General features: G+C 60.9%; 12 protein-coding genes and 1 pseudogene. 3 read left to right on the top strand and 10 right to left on the bottom strand.

The window, feature by feature from the left end:
* Positions 1–159 precede the first annotated feature (159 nt).
* The 3 genes and pseudogenes from WDN02_RS03290 to chrA all read left to right on the top strand — a co-directional run bounded on the left by WDN02_RS03290 (position 160) and on the right by chrA (position 6,851).
* Positions 160–3,849, top strand: coding sequence for an autotransporter domain-containing protein (locus WDN02_RS03290; protein ID WP_337292142.1), 3,690 nt, complete (start codon positions 160–162; stop codon positions 3,847–3,849).
* A gap of 956 nt (positions 3,850–4,805) precedes the next feature.
* Complete coding sequence (arsH, locus tag WDN02_RS03295; RefSeq protein ID WP_337292143.1) at positions 4,806–5,609, top strand: arsenical resistance protein ArsH; 804 nt, start codon at positions 4,806–4,808, stop codon at positions 5,607–5,609.
* A gap of 10 nt (positions 5,610–5,619) precedes the next feature.
* Positions 5,620–6,851, top strand: a pseudogene (chrA, locus tag WDN02_RS03300) (chromate efflux transporter).
* 10 nt (positions 6,852–6,861) lie between these two features.
* Here the strand turns inward: chrA and WDN02_RS03305 are convergent.
* From WDN02_RS03305 to WDN02_RS03350, 10 genes are all read right to left on the bottom strand, one after another.
* Positions 6,862–7,689, bottom strand: coding sequence for a sulfite exporter TauE/SafE family protein (locus WDN02_RS03305; protein ID WP_337292144.1), 828 nt, complete (start codon positions 7,687–7,689; stop codon positions 6,862–6,864).
* Between the two features lie 438 nt (positions 7,690–8,127).
* On the bottom strand, positions 8,128–10,308 hold the full coding sequence (gene scpA, locus WDN02_RS03310) for a methylmalonyl-CoA mutase (protein WP_337292145.1): 2,181 nt from the start codon (positions 10,306–10,308) through the stop codon (positions 8,128–8,130).
* The gene (locus WDN02_RS03315) at positions 10,308–11,216 is read right to left on the bottom strand and encodes a Pnap_2097 family protein (RefSeq protein ID WP_337292146.1); all 909 of its coding nucleotides are present in this window, start codon (positions 11,214–11,216) and stop codon (positions 10,308–10,310) included. Before WDN02_RS03315 ends, scpA begins: the two co-directional genes overlap by 1 nt.
* The gene (locus tag WDN02_RS03320) at positions 11,216–12,490 is read right to left on the bottom strand and encodes an MSMEG_0569 family flavin-dependent oxidoreductase (RefSeq protein ID WP_337292147.1); all 1,275 of its coding nucleotides are present in this window, start codon (positions 12,488–12,490) and stop codon (positions 11,216–11,218) included. The genes WDN02_RS03315 and WDN02_RS03320 overlap by 1 nt, the downstream gene beginning before the upstream one ends.
* 14 nt (positions 12,491–12,504) lie before the next feature.
* Positions 12,505–12,792: an MSMEG_0570 family nitrogen starvation response protein gene (locus tag WDN02_RS03325; protein ID WP_337292148.1), complete on the bottom strand. Its 288-nt coding sequence runs from the start codon at positions 12,790–12,792 to the stop codon at positions 12,505–12,507.
* The gene (locus WDN02_RS03330; RefSeq protein ID WP_337292149.1) at positions 12,785–13,948 is read right to left on the bottom strand and encodes an MSMEG_0565 family glycosyltransferase; all 1,164 of its coding nucleotides are present in this window, start codon (positions 13,946–13,948) and stop codon (positions 12,785–12,787) included. Before WDN02_RS03330 ends, WDN02_RS03325 begins: the two co-directional genes overlap by 8 nt.
* On the bottom strand, positions 13,945–14,925 hold the full coding sequence (locus WDN02_RS03335; protein ID WP_337292150.1) for a sll0787 family AIR synthase-like protein: 981 nt from the start codon (positions 14,923–14,925) through the stop codon (positions 13,945–13,947). The genes WDN02_RS03330 and WDN02_RS03335 overlap by 4 nt, the downstream gene beginning before the upstream one ends.
* 1 nt (position 14,926) lies before the next feature.
* Positions 14,927–15,466 (bottom strand): MSMEG_0567/Sll0786 family nitrogen starvation N-acetyltransferase, encoded by a 540-nt coding sequence (locus WDN02_RS03340; protein ID WP_337292151.1) that lies wholly within the window; start codon positions 15,464–15,466, stop codon positions 14,927–14,929.
* Entirely contained in the window at positions 15,463–16,590 is a 1,128-nt protein-coding gene (locus WDN02_RS03345) for an MSMEG_0568 family radical SAM protein (RefSeq protein WP_337292152.1), read from the bottom strand. The genes WDN02_RS03340 and WDN02_RS03345 overlap by 4 nt, the downstream gene beginning before the upstream one ends.
* Complete coding sequence (locus WDN02_RS03350) at positions 16,568–17,560, bottom strand: Nit6803 family nitrilase (RefSeq protein WP_337292153.1); 993 nt, start codon at positions 17,558–17,560, stop codon at positions 16,568–16,570. Before WDN02_RS03350 ends, WDN02_RS03345 begins: the two co-directional genes overlap by 23 nt.
* Between the last annotated feature and the right edge of the window lie 12 nt (positions 17,561–17,572).

Raw genomic sequence — 17,572 nt, forward strand, 5'->3', positions numbered from 1 at the left:
GACACCGAAGGGGGATCCAGCCATGACTCAACGGTCAAGCTTGTGCAGTTGCCTGTCCGCGTGGGGGCGTCTGCCATCTGCCCGCGACCGGCGAAGCACGTACATTCCAAGGTTGGCCCCCGGACCCTCGACGACGACGGCACGCTGCCTGCTGGCATTATGTCGGCGTTGACAGCCCCCAAGCGCAACGGGCTTTTGGTGATGGAAGTCCTTCTGTTGTCGGCAACGGCTGTTTTGACTCTCGTTGTCGCGCCATCGCGCGCCGCGACTATAATCGTCAAGAATCAGACGCAATTTGATGCCGCCGTTGCAACGGCAACCGAGACGGGCCACGCAGACACGATCGATGCATCGATGGCTGGACCTATTGATCCGGGAACATCTCTGACGCTCCCAGGTGCCGCCACGTCGATCAATCTTGAATTGAGCACACTGGGCATCGGCACCACTGCGGGCGACGAAACCGTAACGCTCGGAGCAAAAACAACCGTCTCCTTCGGCCAGCCAGGCAATCCTGGTTTGCTGAATATGGGAGAGGGGCAAACCGGCACTCTGAACATCAACGGCGCGTCGCTGATTTTCAACATTACCGATGTCGGGACTCAGTTCAATATCGGCCTCGATGGCGGCGATGGCATCGTCAATATGACGAGTGGATCCGTGACGATCAACGATTCAAATGCTGCCCTCGGTGTTATTGGCAGCATCTCCATTGGCTTTCCTTTTGGGTCCACCGCGGCGAGCGGGACGTTCAATCAATCGGGCGGCACCGTCTCGGTATCGGCGGGCGCGCTGAACATCGGTGTCGCGAATGGCAACGGAACCTATAACCTGACCAACAACGCTGTGCTGCTAGATGCGGGCGCGACCGTCTATATCGGTGCCAGTGCCGGCGGCGTTGGTGTCGTAAATATCTCGGGCGACGCGACCATCGATTTCGAATCCGAGTCCGTCGGGTTCGCCGGACAGCTGTATGTCGGCGACGATACGGGCGTTGGAACGATCACCCAGAATGGCGTCAACTCGACGGTTATTTTAAACGTCATCAACATCGCCCAATTTGGTAGCAACGTGGAGAATCGGGCCGATCTCGGCGGCATCGGTACATACAATCTTTTGGCCGGAAGACTGAGCATTGGCGGCGACGGCGCTGCTTTCGGCATGGACACGGGCGGGATCGGGATTTTCAATCAGAGCGGCGGTAACCTGACCGCAAACGCGCCGATCTATATCGGCATGTCCGGGAACGGCACCTATAATCTCAGCGGAGGCACAGCGACTCTTGATGACGGCCTGACGATCGCTGCGCTGGCTGGCTCGGTCGGCACTGTGAACCAAACAGGCGGCGTGCTGACAATCGCCGGCGGTCGGTTGACGGTGGGTGGCGTCGGAACCGCAACATATAATCTGAACGGCGGCGTCCTGCAGGCGGGCGGCGCGAACGGCATCGTTGGCACCGGGAGTTTCAATCTCGGCGGGGGGACGATTCAGGTGATTGGATCGGCGCTGGTGACCAGTGTCAACGCAACGCTGACGAGCGGCGTCTCGACGATCGACACCAATGGATTGGGCGCAACCTTTAGCGGTATTCTTTCAGGCAATGGCGGTCTCGCCAAAGTGGGCGCCGGGACCTTGGTTCTCACTGGCACCAACAGCTATGCGGGCGGAACCGACCTCAACGCGGGCATTATCCAGGTTGGCGCCGACGCCAATCTCGGCGCCGCGACCGGTCAACTCATCTTCGATGGCGGCACGCTGCAATATGCGAACGGCTTTTCCAGCGCCCGGTCTATCACTTTGAACACCGGCGGCGGCATCATTGACACGAACGCCAACAATGCGACCTTGAGCGGCGCGATCGGCGGCGCCGGCGGCTTGACGAAAACAGGCGCTGGCGCCCTCACGCTGTCTGGCGCGAGCAATTATTCCGGCGCAACGCTCGTCAATGCCGGCACCTTGCAGGCGGGCGCGACGAATGTCCTGTCGGCGATCAGTGCCTTCACTCTTGCGAGCGGCACGACGCTCAATCTGGGTGGTTTCGACAACACGATCGGCTCGCTGGCCGGCAGCGGAAGCGTCGCGCTCGGCGCCGCGACTCTGACGGCGGGCGGCGACGGGGCTTCGACGGACTTTTCCGGGACAATCGACGGCACCGGCGGATTGGTAAAAAGCGGGGATGGCACGCTGACCTTGACGGGCACGAGCAGCTATGTGGGACCAACAACGGTCGCGGCAGGTACTCTTGATGTCAATGGAACGCTGGCGTCGATCGCAACGGTCGATTCCGGCGCAATTTTAAAAGGAAATGGCACGCTTGGCGGCCTCGCGGTCGCGAGCGGCGGTGTCGTTGCCCCCGGAAATTCAATCGGCACGTTGAACATCGCCGGCAATGTCGCTTTTGCATCGGGGTCGATCTATCAGGTTGAGGCGAACGCGGCGGGCGCCGCCGATAAGATCTCGGCATCGGGGGTGACGACGCTCGGCGGCGGCCACGTGCAGGTGCTCGCGCAATCCGGCAATTACACGGCGCAGACCTATACGATCCTGACATCGGCGGCCGGCGTGGACGGTACTTTCACGGACGCCACCAGCGATCTCGCCTTTCTGACGCCGACGCTGAGTTATGATCCCGATGACGTCTTTCTGACGCTGACCCGCAATGGCGTCTTCTTTTCCGACATGGCCGAGACGCGCAACCAGCGCGGCGTGGCCGGCGCCCTCGATGCGGCGCCAACAGGCGACGCGCTTGTCACGGCAGTGGGCGGCCAGAACCCGGCGGGGGCGCGACAGGCCTTTGATGCACTCTCGGGCGAAATCTACGCCAGCACGGCGTCGAGCCTGATTACGGACAGCGTGTACTTTCGCGAGGCGATCCTGGGGCGGTTGCGGCAGGCCTCGTTTGCAGGCGCTTCGGATGCGACGGCGGCGCTTGGCCTTGGCGGGCCGGCCTTGGCTTACGCGGATACCGCGCCGGCGAGCGTTGGCAACGTTCCGTTCCCGATCCGGTCTTCGCGCGCGCCTGATCTGACCTGGTGGTCCGTAGGCACGGGCGCCTGGGGCCAGTTTGACGGCGATGGCAACGCCGCGGGCGTCGAGCGAAATCTGGCCGGCTACTTCACCGGCGTCGATCGCCGCTTCGGCGATAATTGGCTGGCGGGCCTGGCCGCGGGCTACACCAATTCCAGCCTCAGCATCGCGGCGCGCGCCAGCGGGGCCGATATCAATACGGCGCATTTCGCCGCTTACGCCGCCGGCAATTACGACGCTTGGAATTTTCGCTCGGGCGCCGCCTTCTCCTGGAGCGATATCAGCACCAACCGCATGGTTCTGTTCCCTGGCTTCTCCGAGGCGACCAACACAAACTATAATGCGGGAACCACGCAGGTGTTCGGGGAGGTGGGCTATGCCCGGTCGCTTGGCAACATTGCCATCGAGCCTTTCGCGGGCGCCGCCTATGTACATCTCGGAACTGCGGGATTTACCGAGGCCGGCCAAACGGCGGCGCTGAGCGGGGCAAGCATCAACGAAGATGTGGGTTATTCGTCGCTCGGTTTACGCTTGGCGACCAATATCGCGCTGGAAAGCGGACAGGTTCTCACGCCGCACGCGTCGGCTTATTGGCAACACGCCTTCGGAGATGTCACGCCGGTGGAGACGCTCAGCTTCCTTTCGACCGGTACGGGCTTTTCGACGGCAGGCGTGCCGCTCGCTCAGAACACGGCCGTGATCGATACCGGGCTCGATCTCGCACTCACCCGCAACACCAAGATCGGCGTTTCTTATTTTGGCCAGCTCGGCTCAAACGTCCAGGACAATGCCGTCAAGGGCGACTTCCTCTGGCGATTCTGAGCGGGAAACGGCGGAAAGACAGTACCGCAAGTTCACGGCGTCAGGCGTCTTTTCGCAAGTCGGCGTTAAAGGACCCGAGCCGGTCTCCGAATCTTAGCCTGACTGATTATCCGCCAGCGTGGCAAATAGTCGCCAACGCCGATCCACGCGGTGCAGGCATTCAAGAGAACGCGTCTTGAATCCGTGGTACAATTTTTTGGGGTGGAAGACCCCTCATTTGACACTTTTTTGGGGTGGGGATGACAATCCATTGGGGTGGAGGCTGACCAAACTTCAATGACTTACGGTGATTACATGTTTGCCTTTTGAGGTGAGCTACATGGTTGAAGCGCACCCCAAATGAGCGTCAAAAAGGGGTTCTCAGAGTCACGCTCACCCCAAAAGAGGGTCACGAAATTCGAGTCGAACGCCTGGAAAAAACACCGTTGCATCAGCCTTGACGGCTTGGATATCGGAACCAACTCGCAGGAGCAGGCACAGAACGCAGGAACAACCGTTAGGCGAGGATCCCCGCGAAAGGAGCAGCCTAATGACCCCCAAAAATGAAAATGATGAACGCGAGGAAGCCCTTGTCGCATTTCTAGTACAATGTTCTGACCCAACCGCTTCGCAAATCGCGGAATGGTTAAGGCTGTTGTTTCCCGCTGGCAACTGACCCGGGATAGCCAGAAATTTCAACTGAGATTTGACCCATGTTTGAACCTCTTCCCTGCTGCTTCAGTGGGGGGTCTTGGGAGTGATAGACATGGCGTTATTGGGCGTCATTCGACGCTGGGCTCTTCGGGATAAGCTGTCGATCCGCGAGATATCGCGGCGGACGGCATCGCCGGTCCTTCGGCTCTGATCGGCGCGAGCAATTCTTCGAGCTCGCGGTCGCGGTCGCCATCAGCCTGTTCGGATTCAACTCCGGCGCGGCGCTCGCAACTGTCGTCAGCGTATTGATCGAAGTACCGGTGATGCTGTCAATTGTCGCAATCGTCAATCGCTCGCGGCCCTGGTACGAGCGTAATGCTTCGCAGGCAGCCATTGCGCGAGTTCGCGCGTTGGCTGATCTCGACGACCTTCCAAACGTCGATCCCGCTTCCTTTGCTTGTCCCGATCTAGATGCGCTGTACGCGCCGACGCCCGCTCATCCTCCACGCATTTTATTGCTCTACGGTTCGGTACGGGAACGTTCCTACAGCCGCTTCCTGACGGAGGAAGCCGCGCGTTTACTCAATGCGTCCGGCGCAGAAACGCGCATATTCAATCCGTCCGGCCTTCCGCTTCCCGGCGATGCGCCGATTGATCATCCAAAGATCGCAGAATTGCGTTCGCTTTCCGAATGGTCAGAAGGCCAGATTTGGTGCAGTCCGGAACGGCATGGCGCAATGAGCGGGATTATGAAAACGCAAATCGACTGGATTCCGCTTTCGCTCGGCGCAGTGAGGCCGACGCAAGGCAAGACGCTCGCGGTGATGCAAGTATCCGGCGGCTCGCAATCCTTCAACGCGGTCAATCAGATGCGTGTGCTCGGCCGCTGGATGCGCATGATCACGATCCCAAATCAGTCCTCCGTCGCAAAGGCTTACGAGCAGTTCGACGACGCAGGCCGGATGAAGCCGTCGCCCTATTACGACCGCGTCGTTGATGTGGTGGAGGAATTGGTGAAGTTCACGCTGCTCACGCGTGGCGTTTCGGCATATCTCACGAGCCGCTATAGCGAGCGCAAGGAGGAAGCGGAAAAGCTCGCCGCGCGGGTCAACCTACCCGCGATCTGAAGGAAAATCCATGCCGATCGCCACACAATCCGCCGAACAGACGAGTGGCCCGGCCGGCTCACCGGTTGAGGTTTTGCGTGTCTTCACCAAACTCGGATTCACCTGTTTTGGCGGACCGATCGCTCATATCGGCTATTTCCGGGAGGAGTTCGTTGCGCGGCGGCGTTGGCTGGACGAGCAAGCCTACATAGACCTCGTCGCATTGTGCCAGTTCCTGCCAGGTCCTGCCAGGTCCTGCGAGCAGTCAGGTCGGGTTTTCGATCGGTCTCACGTGCGCGGGCTATCTTGGCGACCTGGCGGCATGGACTGGATTCACACTTCCGTCGGCTATCGCTCTTCTTCTGTTCGCCTATGGCGCGCGCGCCTTTGGCGGCCAAATCGCCACGGGCCTTTTACACGGCCTTAAGCTGGTAGCGGTGGCGATCGTTGCTCAGGCGGTTTTGGCAATGGCGCGCGCTTTCTGCCCCGATCGTACGCGGGCCTCGATCGCCGTTGTTGCGGCCGTGCTTCTACTCTTCAGTACCGTTTCGGCGGTACAGATCGCCGCGATCGCGCTGGGCGGTGTTGCGGGCTTTTGGCTTTGTCGAGGTGAGTTGTCAGCGATGCCAGTGCGTATGGCTGTGCCAGTTTCTCGACAAGTCGGCTTGATAGCGCTTGCCGCATTTCTTCTATTGCTTATTGGGCTGCCCGTTCTGCATGTTCTCACTGGTTCACATAGCATTACGCTGTTTGATGCCTTCTATCGATCAGGCGCACTGGTGTTCGGCGGAGGCCATGTGGTCTTGCCCTTGCTGCATGAAGCTGTCGTGGCGCCAGGATGGGTTCACAATGACACGTTCCTCGCTGGCTACGGAGCGGCGCAGGCCGTGCCGGGGCCGCTATTCACTTTCGCCGTTTACTTAGGAGCCGTTGCCGCTCCGTCGCCGCACGGTATAGTCGGGGGCATCATCGCCCTGATTGCCATTTTCCTTCCGGGTATTCTCGTGCTGATAGGCGCGTGCCTTTTTGGGAAGGCTTACGCCGTCGCGCGCCCGCACAAGCGATCATGCGCGGCATCAATGCTTCGGTCGTAGGATTGCTCGCCGCTGCGCTCTACGACCCGATTTGGACAAGCGCGATCAAAACACGCGGAGACTTTGGCGTTGCTCTCCTGGGCTTTGTGCTTTTAACCGTCTGGCGCTCACCGCCGCTCATAGTGGTTTGATAGGCGCCATTTGCGGATTAATGCTGACCCTTCTTTAGCGCCCCTCGTTCACGCCGATAGCTCTATGCGTGTAGAGAAATCGAAGACGATCCAAAGGACCAAATAAACGTGACGACAAGTCTGTGGCGTCTGGCTGACCGCTAAAGGCTCGCGATAGTCATTCGTAGGCCGGCGGCCAGCAGCAATATCCCCAGAACGATCCTCAGTATTTGCGGGTGCAGGCGATAGGCTCCGATTCAAGAGCCGAGGAGTGCGCCTACGCCCACCGCTATAAGCCAAAGCGGCAATTGGCTTGGGAACGTGCGGACCGTTGCCCCACATGCCAGCGAGCGCGACAGCCGAGTTCATAAGATTGAACATCGAAGATATTGCGGAAGCCTGCCGCGTCTCTGTCCATCGGAATGTCAGGATGACCGGCGCGAGGAAAATTCCTCCACCTACCCCAGTGATCCCGGAAACGAGTCCGATTGCCCCGCCTGTTAATAGCGAAAAACGGAACGGCGGTTCATGCGGCGTGGTTAAATCATCTTTGCAAGCCGTCCGCGCCGAGCGAAACATTAGCCCGGCAGCGATCAGCAAAAGCACGCCAACAACCGGCTGATAAAGCGCGGCAGAAAGATTGATCGCTCCGCCCACGAGCGAGAACGGTGCGCCCAAAATTGCGAACGGATAGCATGTCCGCCACGTCATCAATCCTGCTTGATAAAATCGAATACAGCTTATCGCCGCGACGAGAATGTTGAGCGCGAGTGCCGTGGGCTTGATGATGCTATGGCTATAGCCGAGCAGCCCCATCAAAGCGACGTAGCCGGTGCCACCCGCTTGCCCCACTGCTGTATAAAGAAATGCGATGATTGCGAAAAGCGCGAGTAGCAATACGGACATTCATCGCCATTAGCAGCCGATGGCGCAGGCGTCATCTCACCAGAGTCATTGCCTGGGCTTAAATTCAGTTCGGGGCCAATCTCTGCAACCGGCTTTCCTCAAACCTATGCCCGGTTCCGAGGACGGCCTCAAGCGCCGTGAACGGCGATGACGGGCGCTTCGCGGACGTAACGCGCTTACGCAAGGGGCCACAGCTGCTTTTCTGCTCTCAAGAGGCCCGGGTGATCCGCAATCACATCGGCTATAGCAGCCAGTTTGACCGTAACTCTTCCCAAAAACGGTCGGTCGGACGACCCTGACCAAAAGCTCGGAAGATATCAAAATCGGAAGCAGCCCATCATCAGCGTTTGTGCGCGCAAAAAGGCCGCCGCGGGGATACGCTCAAAGCGGCAAGAGCCAAGATGATCTCACGATAAATAAACAACCTCTTCACACCACCGATACCAAGGCGTCCGCCCGATTCTGGCCGCAGTGCGTCCCTCGCCTCTCGAGAAAAACTAAGACGTCGGCTGCAATCTCCGATACGCTCGTCCCCGGACCATAGACTGCCTGTACGCCCAGCGCCTCGAGCGCCGGCCCATCCGTCGGTGGGATAATGCCACCGCAGATCAACATGATGTCGCGGGCCCCTTCAGCCTTCAGAGCTGCATTCAAGGCCGTAACAAGAGCTTTGTGGCCGCCGGCGTGGCTCGAAACTCCGATCACATCGACCTCTTTCGAGGCAGCCCAGCGCGCGATCTCCGTGGCGTCGCTAAACAACGCCGCGATATCGACGTCAAAACCCCAATTCTTAAACATGCCGGCGAGGACCTTCATGCCCCGATCGTGACCGTCCTGACCGAGCTTCGTGAGCAGGATCCGCGGTGCTCTTTCTTTGCGTTCGACAAATCGCCCGATCTTCTCGCGAATGCCCGGCACATGGCGGTCCGGGGTTTCGACCGAAGGGACAAATTTGAGGGAATAGGCACCAGCTTGATGCCGTTGAAACACATCGGCGAGCGCGCTCGAGACTTCGCCGACGGTCGAGCGGACCGCCATTGCCTTGATGGAAAGATCCAGCAGGTTCCCCTCGCCGCTTGACGCGGCCTCCCGCAGAGCCGCCAGCGCTTGAACAACTGCACCTTCGTCACGCGCCGCGCGGACGGATGCCAACCGCTCAGCCTGCTGCCCGCGTACGTGCGACGCCTCAATCTCACGGATGTCGACGAGAGACGGATCGACCGCGCAATATTGGTTGACGCCGACAATGACATCTTGCCCATTATCGATGCGTGCTTGTCGTAGGGCAGCCGCTTCCTCAATCTTCGATTGCGGGATGCCAAGCTCAATCGCTTTCGTCATCCCCCCAAAGGCTTCAATCTCATGAATGAGGTCTCGCGCGGCGGCCGCGACATCGGCTGTCAGGCGTTCGACGTAGAAAGATCCACCGAGAGGATCCACCACGCGCGGGATACCGGATTCTTCTCCCAGTATAAGCTGGGTGTTGCGGGCGGTGCGCGCCGCCTGCGCGCTCGGAAGGGCGAGCGCCTCGTCGAAGCTGTTCGTATGCAAGGACTGCGTTCCGCCGAGAACGGCGGCCATCGCCTCGATCGTGGTGCGGATGATATTGTTATTGGGTTCCTGCTGCGTCAGCGACGCGCCGGATGTCTGGCAATGCGTGCGCAGCCGGCTGCTTTCCGGCAACTTCGGCGCGAACTGCGCCATCAATTCCGCCCAGAGAAGTCGCGCGGCCCGCAGCTTGGCGATCTCCATGAAGAAATCCATGCCGATGCCGAAGAAGAACGACAGGCGCGGCGCGAAGTCGTCGATATCCAGCCCCGCCGCGACAGCGGTTCGAACGTATTCGAGCGCGTTGGCAAGCGTAAACGCCAGTTCCTGCGTCGCGGTCGCGCCCGCCTCGTGCATGTGGTAGCCGGAAATCGAGATCGCATTGAACCGCGGCATCTCGCGGCTGACGTGCCCGACCACATCCGAAACGATCCGCATGGAGGGCTGAGGCGGATAGATGTACGTATTGCGGACGAGAAATTCTTTCAGGATGTCGTTCTGGATCGTGCCCGAAAGCTCACGGCTGCCGACCCCGCTTTCCCGCGCGGCGACGATAAAGGCGGCGAAAACCGGAAGAACGGCACCGTTCATCGTCATCGAGACGCTCGTGCGGGCGAGCGGGATGCTGTCGAAGAGGATTTTCATATCCTCGACCGTGTCGATCGCGACGCCCGTTTTTCCGACATCCTCCTCGACGCGTGGATCGTCGCTATCGTAACCGCGCTGCGTCGGCAGATCGAAAGCGACAGAGAGCCCCGTCTGCCCGGCGGCGAGGTTACGCCGAAAGAAAGCATTCGACTCTTCAGCCGTCGCGAATCCGGAATATTGCCGGATGGACCAGGGCTGGTTGGCATACATCGTCGCGCGGGCACCGCGAAGGAACGGTGCCGAACCAGGCATTGAATCGACCGCGTCGAGCCCATCAAGGTCCGCTTTCGTATAAAGCGGCTTTATCTCGATCCCTTCCGGCGTTCTGACACCAAGCCCGGCGGGATCTGCTCCCTTCAGCTCCGCGCTCGCCCGAGCGAGCCAACGATCAAGTTCAGCTTCGAGGTCTTTCATCACCCTCTCCCGCGATTTTGGCTAAAGACCCTGTGGGTAAAAACATCCGCAAGGATTTGACCATCTTCGACACGTTCGACGCGGCACCAGTGTTTGAAACCGTCTTCGGTCTCCTTCATCGACTGAAGGAGAATCGCGACTCGCTCACCGATTTCGATATTGCCGCGAAACACAATCTCCCGCTGTGTTGTAGTCGGAAGCAAATTGACGTCGTGCCAGAATTCCCACTCCGCCCGGTCGGCAAACGCCTGAAACGTCGCGCAATAGAGAAAACCCGCGCCGTTAAAGTCCTGCGACGGGCTCGGGTTGATCTCGTGCCGGAAGAGCTGGCGCCCGTCGACGCGCGCGAAGCCCATATGTGCACTCCATTGGTCGCTGCGCACCGCCGCGGCGTCATTGACGAGGCGCGTCGCGTCTTCGCCCGGCGCAACCGGGGGCAACCCGGGGATATCGACGCGGACAATCGAACGATTGCGTCCCGTCACCGTGCGCTTCACAAATACCGAGACGAGTTCGACGCTGCCGATGAAATCGCGACCCAGAAACAGCCGGTGGAAGCTGCGAAACTGAGTCCTGGACAAGCGCATGAGTTCGCTCGCGATCTCCAGCGGATCGTTCTCCTGCGCTGCGGCCAGATTGAGATTTCGTAACGAGACCGCGTTGAAAGCCGCGTAAACGGCGCGGCCATCCGAATCTTGAAAGTCCGGCACCGAGCGGCCCGCGGCTCTCGCCAGCATCTGCCAATGGCGATGGCCGAGCTCCTTCAGCAACCAGGTCTCCGAAATGCCGCCGATCGCGAGATGCGGCATCCCAAGAATGATCGTGTCATCCGCTGTTGCGGTCGCCTGCGCGCGGATCCGGCTTTCCGAAATCGTGTCGAGCGGTAAAACGTGAAGTGTGCCGGTCATCAGGCGTAGGCCCTCACGGCGTTCGATGCATCGAGAGCGCGCTGGTATTTCTCGATCGTATTGGCAAGATAAAGGGAGTCGCGCGCGACGCCGGAGAACCGGCCGGACCCCCAAGTATGAAGCCAGGGCAATCCGACGAAGTAGAGCCCATCGAGTTGCGTGACGCCACGCTTGTGAACAGGCGCGCCGCGGCCGTTGAAGACAGGCGCATCAAGCCAGCGAAAGTCCGGCCGGAACCCAATGCACCAGATGACACTAGCAATGCCTGTCCGACTCAGGATCAATCGCGTCCTGTGCTGCAGGGGTTGCCACACGGGCTTGTAGGTGCTGGGAGGCGGCGCCTCGATCTTCGCCGCTGCGATGTGTTTGTCGATGGCCGCGTTGATGTTGTTATAAATCTCGTCGGCGCGGTCGAGGCTTTCCGCCAAGTTGTCGTCGAACGCCACGGCGTCCTCATCGACACCGAGCAGACGGCCGTAAAGCTCCATTCCCTCCAGAGCGAATTTGCGGAGGTCGATGTCTCTGCCCCCATCGCGCCCGGTAACATAATGATTGGTATTGTCGCGTACGCCGTCGCGAAGCGGATGCTCATCCACCGGCATTTCATAATGACCCATGTCGGCGAGCCAATCGACGACATCGCGGCCCCGGTAAAACCGCGCGCAACGCGGCGCATCACCGACGGCCAAGTGAACCTTGCGGCCGGCGATGTGCAGATCCTCGGCGACCTGCGCGCCCGATTGCCCCGATCCCACCACGAGAACTGCGCCTTCCGGCAGTTGATCTGCGTTTTTATATTCCGCCGAATGGATCTGCAGCACGTCATTTGGTAGACGCTCGGCAGCGCGCGGGATGATCGGCTCATGATAGCCGCCGGATGCGACGACGACCTGATCGGCCGTGATCTTGCCGGTTGACGTCACAACCTCAAACCCGCCGTCAGGCAGACCCTTGACGCTCTCGACCGTCACGCCTTCAAGGATCGGGGCTCTCACCGAACTGGCGAAGCCCTCAAGGTAGGCGATGATCTCGTCTTTCCTCATGAACCCGTGCGGGTCGCTGCCTTTGTAATTCCAGCCGGGCAACAGGCATTGCCAGTTGGGGGTCACGAGGCAGAAATTATCCCAGCGCTGCGTCGACCAGGTGTGCATCGCGCGGCGCTTTTCAAAGATGATGTGATCGATATGGCGCTGGCTCAGGTAATAACTGACGGAGAGGCCCGCCTGACCGCCGCCAATGATCGCCACAGGATAATGAGAGGTGGAGCTACGCATTCAAATCTCCTGCGTCATTCTTCAAAGGAAATGATGTTGACTTCGGGATGTGGGTGATCGACGAACGCGCGCGCCGCATCCTCGATTCGTGCGCGCTGCTTCAAGGCGCGCGAACAAGGCTTGCCGTATTTTGCGCGAACGCGATCGCTGGCGATCGTCAGCGCGATACGGCTGCGCTCGAGAAAATCTGCGAGCCTGTAGCTCGTACCGGGGACGAAATAGTCCTTAATCACCAACGATGGCGAGTAGCAGCTTTCGACGGAGCCGTCGGGCCAGCGAATGTTGAACCGCATTTCAGGCATTGCATGTCTCTTTTATGATGGCATATTGGCCGAGGTGCGCTTCCGCGACCTGAGACCAATCAAACTGCGCCGCGCGCTCGATACCGAGTTGGCGAAAACGTCCATGGCGTTTTGGATGCAAAGCGGCCTGCATGGCGTCGGCGATGCTCGCCGGGTCGTTGGGCTCGCACCACAACACATCTGAATCGGTCAGGTATTCCGTGAACGGCGCCATGCGAGAGACAATCGCGGGTGTGCCGCTTGCCATCGCTTCGAGGACGACGAGGCCGAAACCTTCTTTCACCGAAGGGAAGACCAGCGCCGTCGACGTACGATAAAGCGGCGGCATCAAGGCCTGCGGCAGTGGACCGGTTCGGATCACCGCGGACTCGGGCAGGCCGCTCTCGGCAAGAGCCTCGGAAAAGCGAATTTGATAGGCGGTGTGGTCGAGCAGCGAAGCGCCACCGGCGATAACGAGACGTGCCGCAGGATGTTGCGCCAAGAGCAATTTGAATGCTTCGAGAATCCGCAGAGTGTTCTTGCGCTCCTCGACGCCGCCGACCGCGAGGAAGATTGGCGCGTTTGAGACAAGGCCCAGTCGCCCGCGTAAGGCGATGTCGCTCCTGTCAGGGGTCGGCGAGAAGCGCGCTGAATCGACGCCATTTCCGACAACGTCAGTGTCCCGCTTCCAAGTGTTCCGGAGCCAATCGCGCCACAGCCCGCTGACGGTCAACAGAACATCCGCCGCTTCGATCGAGCGGCGCTGCAAGGCGGCGAGGCGCGCGTCCGCAAAGTCATCGACGTGATGCACGGTGCGGACAAAGCCGGCGATCCTGCCTTGTGCTTTGAGAGTCGCAAGCACGTTCCCGGAGATGCCGTCCTGGGCGTGCCAGACGTCGAAGTCGTCCCGCGTGGCGGAGAAATAATCCAAATAATCCGCGACGCGCTGCTCGACCATGGCCAGGACACCCGGGCGGCTCGGGGCAACGGGAATGCAGCGCGTCTCACAAAGCGTCGGGCGAAAAAAGCCGCTCCCCGTTGCGTCGGGCGCGAAGACCGTCACGCGATGGCCGAGACGCGTCAGCGCGTCCGCAAGCTCCAGGGTATGAACCACACCGCCGCGCGGATTTGTGGAATGCGTCAGAAGCGCGACGCGCAGCGGCGGGACGGCGCTCATGCCGGCACCTTGGGTGCCGCGCAACCCAGCAACGCCTGTTGCGAGAAATCCCAAATCGTCTCGACCGCCGCGCCGTCGGTGATTTCGACGCACGTGCTCGCGTCGAAGCCGCCGATATCGGCGGCCGCAATACCGCGGTCGAGGAAGAGCCGCGTGACACTCGAGACATTCTCGGGCGCGACGGCGAGTAGGTAGCCATAGCTTGGGAAGGTTTTCAGCCAACGCTCGAGCGGCACGCCGGAAGGTTGCGGAATCGCGCCGAGGTCGATTGTCACCCCGACGTGCGAGCATTCCGCCAACATCGCCGCCGTACCGACGATTCCGGCCTGGCTGATATCTTTCGCGGCTTTCGAGAGACCCGTTTCCGCGATCGTCGGCAACAGGGCGAGATCACCCCGCAGCCGCGAACCCGGCGCATCGGTTGCCGCTTCCCAGTTGGAAAAATGCGCCCGATAGCGGCCGCGCAAATCGACCGCAGCTACAAGCCGATCGCCGGGTTTCGCATCGAAGCTCGTGAGGAGATGCTTCGCTTTGCCCAGGATGGCGACCGAAAGCTGTCCGCAACGCGAGTTCAGATTGGTGTGGCCACCCACGATCGGCACGCCGAAACGATCGGCCGCGGCGCGCATGCCCGCTAAAATCTCCTGCGCACTGCCGGCACCGTCGGCCCACATGGCGTCGACGACAGCGACGGGCGTGCCGCCCATGGCCGCGACGTCGGAAATATTGACCATCACGCCGCACCAACCCGCAAACCATGGATCGGCCGCGACGAATTCGTTCATGAACCCTTCGATGGCGAAAAGCGTATAGCCATCACCGTCGGGGATCGCCGCGCAATCATCGCCCACGGCGACGCTCGACGTACCAGAAAGCCCGAGCCCCGCCGTCACCGTCCCAATATCGGCTTTCGCGGCGAGACCGCGATCGCGCCGTAAGGATTCCGCGAGGATGGAGAGATCGGGCGCGGCCGGCATCTCAAGCCGCCTTTCTGAGCGCGACGAATCCTACTTCCGGCGAGACGAACGGCGGATAATAGGCGAGATCGGCCTCCATCAGATGATGCGCGAAGCCATGAATCTCGATTTCGTTCAGGGTGCGCCAGCGCATGCGACGGAATAGGGGGACGTTCTGGCTCTGAACGTGCGCGAAAAATTGTTGGCAGCCGCGCGCATGCGCAGACGATACCGCCAGGCGAATCAACGCCGGGCCCAGAGCTCCCACCTTTCGAAAAGGCTCGGCCACGGCGAGACGCGATCCCCACCAGGTCCCCGGCGCGCTTTCGTGGATGCGCACGGTGCCGACTACGACGTCGTGGACAATCGCAAGCGAAGATAAAGCAACGATCGGCGTGGCGATGTCATCGATCGCGTCACGGTCATCTTCGCTGAATATTTTCTGTTCTTCGCAGAAGACCTGCCGCCGCAAGGCCGCGGCGCCGCGCTTTTCCCAGGCATCGACGGCATACTTGATCTGGAAACCGTTGGGCACGAAGGGCGGGAAAGGATCGAAGATCATGCCCGAGCTCCGCACGAGGTTTGCGCGCGTTCATAGACCGAGAGGGCAGAACAGGCGCCGCACTTGGCGCAGCCTGCCTTCACCTCTTCCGACCGCAAGCCACTGCGGACCAGCATCGTAGCGAGTGGCCGCAACACGGCCTGCATGAAAGCGGCCGACGGCGTCGGGTGGCTTTCAAGCGGCGTACCGGAGATCGGCACGAAGGGAACCACGAAGGGATAGACCCCGATGTCGACCAGTCGCTCGCAGGTCGACAGGATGGTTTCGACATCGTCGCCGAGCCCGGCAAGAATGTAGGTTGAGACCTGACCGCGGCCGAAGACCGGGACGGCGGCCCGGAAGGCGTCAAAATAACGCGCGACCGATATCTGCGCCTTGCCCGGCATGATGCGGTTGCGCACGTCTTCGCCGATCGCTTCGAGATGCAGACCTAGTGCATCGACGCCCGCCTCGTGCATGCGGAGATACCAGCGGTCGTCGTCCGGCGGTTCGCATTGCGCCTGGATCGGAAGGGCAACACGCGCTTTAACCGCCGCGGCACTTTCCGTCATGATCGCGGCGCCGCGATCGGTCCCGGGCGGCGTTCCCGTGGTCATGACCATATGCTTGACGCCGTCGAGCGCGACCGCGGCGGCCGCGACCTCTGCCAACTGGTCCGGCGTCTTGCGCTCGATCGTGCGTCCCGCCGCCAGCGATTGGCCGATCGCGCAGAACTGACAGGTCTTGGTGCGGCTCTGATAGCGGATGCAGGTCTGCAGGATCGTCGTGGCCAGCACGTCGCGCCCGTGCAGCACCGCGATCTTTGAATATGGCGTGCCGTCAGCCGTCGTCAGATCATAGAAGCGCGGCTTCGCCGGATAATCGATTTCGCCCACCGGCAGAAAATCGCGCAATACGCGGCTGCGCCCGGAGACATCCGGTCGCTCAATGAAATAAGGGCTCTCGAAAGCCGGCGCGGTATGAACCGGGACCATCACGGTCACGCCGGCGATCGTAATCGCCTTATGGTCGGACGGTCCCGCGCCGCCACGGCGGCTGGCGTGGCCGGCTCTTGGATCGTCGAGCCGCGCGCCGAAGGTCTGCAACTCGTTGATCAATTGCTCAGTCGACAGGGATTGGGTCATCGGCAAAACTCGGAATGTTGAGCGGAGCGGCGGGCGCGGCGATAGTTTCAACCTGCGGTGCGGGACGGTTGTCGTGCAGCAGGCGCAGAAGCTCGGGCCGCGAATAATGACCGACGGAATCCATCATGCGCTTGCGCTTGAGGATGAGCGCCATGTCGAGGTCGGCGACGAGAATGCCTTCGCCCTGAGTCAAAGGCGGCACGACATGCGCGCCCTCCGGCGAGATGATCGCGGTCATACAGCCGCCGCGCAGCGCCTTCTGAAGGCCGGTCTCAGGCGTAATGGAATTGATCTGCTCTTCCGTCAGCCAGCCGGTCGCGTTGACGACGAAGCAGCCACTTTCCAGCGCGTGATGGCGGATCGTGACTTCGATCTGGTCGGCAAATATCGGACCGACCATCGAACCGGGGAATTGCGCGGCGTGGATCTCTTCATGCTGCGCCATGAGAGCGTAGCGGGCGAGCGGATTGTAATGTTCCCAGCACGCCAGGGCGCCGACACGACCGACGGCCGTCTCGACAACCTTGATGCCAGCGCCGTCACCCTGCCCCCAGATCATCCGCTCGTGGAACGTGGGCGTGATCTTGCGACGCTTCAGCAACAATGTGCCGTCCGCGTCGAAGATAAGCTGTGTGTTGTAGAGCGACCCGTGATCGCGCTCATTGATACCGAGTACGATCACCGCCCCATGACGATTGGCGGCCGCGGAGACGGCGTGAGTCACCGGCCCCGGGACGACAACAGCCTGATCGTACAGCCGGAGATGCTCGGCGCCCGTCATGACCGGCGGCCGGATGAACGAGAAATAGGGATACCAGGGCAGAAAGGTCTCCGGGAAGACGACGAGCTTCGCACCGCGACCGCCTGCCTCGTCGATCGCCTGCAGCACGCGTGACAGCGTGCCTTCGAGCGTCACGAGATCGGGCGCGATTTGAACCGCCGCCACGCGGATTTTTGGCTGTTCCGCCACGGGTCTCTCCTC

This window comes from Methylovirgula sp., assembly GCF_037200945.1.
GTDB lineage: Bacteria > Pseudomonadota > Alphaproteobacteria > Rhizobiales > Beijerinckiaceae > Methylovirgula.

Excerpts from the sequence above, each read along its gene's own strand:
- WDN02_RS03290 (WP_337292142.1), top strand. The coding sequence starts at position 160 with ATGTCGGCGTTGACAGCCCCCAAGCGCAACGGGCTTTTGGTGATGGAA.
- arsH (WP_337292143.1), top strand. The coding sequence starts at position 4,806 with ATGCTGTCAATTGTCGCAATCGTCAATCGCTCGCGGCCCTGGTACGAG.
- scpA (WP_337292145.1), bottom strand. The coding sequence starts at position 10,308 with ATGAAAGACCTCGAAGCTGAACTTGATCGTTGGCTCGCTCGGGCGAGC.
- WDN02_RS03315 (WP_337292146.1), bottom strand. The coding sequence starts at position 11,216 with ATGACCGGCACACTTCACGTTTTACCGCTCGACACGATTTCGGAAAGC.
- WDN02_RS03320 (WP_337292147.1), bottom strand. The coding sequence starts at position 12,490 with ATGCGTAGCTCCACCTCTCATTATCCTGTGGCGATCATTGGCGGCGGT.
- WDN02_RS03325 (WP_337292148.1), bottom strand. The coding sequence starts at position 12,792 with ATGCCTGAAATGCGGTTCAACATTCGCTGGCCCGACGGCTCCGTCGAA.
- WDN02_RS03330 (WP_337292149.1), bottom strand. The coding sequence starts at position 13,948 with ATGAGCGCCGTCCCGCCGCTGCGCGTCGCGCTTCTGACGCATTCCACA.
- WDN02_RS03335 (WP_337292150.1), bottom strand. The coding sequence starts at position 14,925 with ATGCCGGCCGCGCCCGATCTCTCCATCCTCGCGGAATCCTTACGGCGC.
- WDN02_RS03340 (WP_337292151.1), bottom strand. The coding sequence starts at position 15,466 with ATGATCTTCGATCCTTTCCCGCCCTTCGTGCCCAACGGTTTCCAGATC.
- WDN02_RS03345 (WP_337292152.1), bottom strand. The coding sequence starts at position 16,590 with ATGACCCAATCCCTGTCGACTGAGCAATTGATCAACGAGTTGCAGACC.